The following is a 1737-nucleotide window of genomic DNA, read 5'->3' on the forward strand; positions in this document are numbered from 1 at the left end:
TGCGCCGTGGCGTGGGTGTAGGTGTTCAGCGTGAAACCAGCAGAGTAGTGGCCCAGCGCGCCGGACAGCGTTTTCACGTCCACCCCGCTTTTCAGCGACAGCGTTGCGAAGGTATGTCTGAGGTCGTGGAACCGGATGTGCTCCGCGCCGATAGCTTTCAGAATTTTATCATGGGTTCGACGGAAAGCGTCCGGGTCGTACATGGTCCCGGTTTTGGGCGATGGGAACAGATACGGGTTGCGAGGGTGCTTTTTGTGTTCGGCAACCAGCAGATTAACCGCCTGCTGCGGAAGGGCCAGTGTCCGCACGGAGTTGCGAGTTTTCGGCGGACTGACCACCAATTCACCGCTGATTCGATTTACCTGCTTTGTGACGGCGAGTGTCCGGTTTTCGATGTCCAAGTCCGTCCATTGGAGGGCCAGCAGTTCCCCTCTCCGCAGGCCGGTGGTCAGCTCCAAGTAGAAAGCTGCGAGAAGGCCTCGGCGTTCCGCTTCGGCGAGGTACATTCCGATTTTCTCCTGCGGCAGGATCTTCATTTCCCGTTTCTCGAGTTGCGGCAGTTTACAGCCTTGGGCGGGATTGCTGAGGATGAGCCGCTCCGCCACCGCCTGCTCCAGGCAGTTGTGCAGCAGCGTGTGGACGCCCCGCACCACCCTGGGGCTGAGACTTTTGTCCCTAAGTTCAGGAAAATTTTTGCGCTGGACTCGCCCAGTTTTCTGGAGGTTGTTATAAAACCGCTGGATTTGAATGGTGGTCAGCTTGTCCAGCGGGACGTCGCCGATTCCCGGTACGATGTGGTTCTCGATGTAGTTGGTGTAGTAGGCTTTCGTGTTGGGCCGGATGCGAGGCTCGGCGTAGACCTCGTACCACGTTTTCACCCACGATGCCACTGTGTAAGTCCTCGCTTTGGATACGTCCAGCCGCTGGCTCTCGCTAATCGCGGTCTTGAGCTTTTCTTTGACCTCGGCCTGCGTCTTGCCGAGGACATTCTTGATGAGCCGCTTTCCGGTCTCCGGGTCATAACCGGCGGTGTACCGGCCCTCCCAGCGGCCGTCCTTTCGTTTGCGGATATTCCCCTCTCCGTTTGCTCGTCGCTTTGGCATGGTATCAGCCCCTTTCGCAACGAACAATACCGTAACCAAGGGAACAAAGCTACCCGAAAGTCGAACTGTTATCAGAAAGTTATCATTTGCGCTTAGACCACGCTGCCCTAATCTTTGTCTATGGCGGCGCAATTTCTGCGCTGCCGGGGGCGTTCTCTTTAGTTACAGCGGTGCGATTTTTGAACGGTCAAGAAGCCCTTTCATTGACTACAGCGGCGCAAAATATGTACGATCTGCGCCGAAAATTGCCGCTGCGCCGAAATCACTTTTTCGGATGGTCGAAAACAGCAAATTTCTCAAACGCCTGCGGAACGGTCACCTTGAAAAGTCCGCCGTCACGGGGGGCTGATGCCCCTCACGTTCACTCAAGACTGCGAAAACACCTTTCAAGGTGCACCTTAGACTGCGGTTTCAAAACCTCGGAAAGCCCCGCACTGCGGGGCTTTGTGGCTGAGAGGTGCCCAATTACGGGCACCCCTCTTTATCTTGTACTAAAATCGAACGGCTCTCACCGCTCGAAAAACCCTCCTGTAAAGTTCGGTTTTTCGTCCAAAACCGTTCCCGCAAATATCACCAAAAAGTTACCGTCACAACGCTGTCCCCAACCACTTCTCATCCCGATTTTCAACTTCTC

1 protein-coding gene is annotated in these 1737 nt (G+C 55.4%); it reads right to left on the reverse strand.

Annotated features, from left to right (window positions below; genetic code table 11):
- A partial coding sequence (locus PY311_RS12510) for a tyrosine-type recombinase/integrase (protein ID WP_286149030.1) occupies window positions 1–1103 on the reverse strand: 1103 nt, incomplete at its 3' end.
- Window positions 1104–1737 lie beyond the last annotated feature (634 nt).

This window comes from Neopoerus faecalis, from assembly GCF_029218125.1.
Classification (GTDB): Bacteria; Bacillota; Clostridia; order Oscillospirales; family Oscillospiraceae; genus Oscillibacter; species Oscillibacter faecalis_A.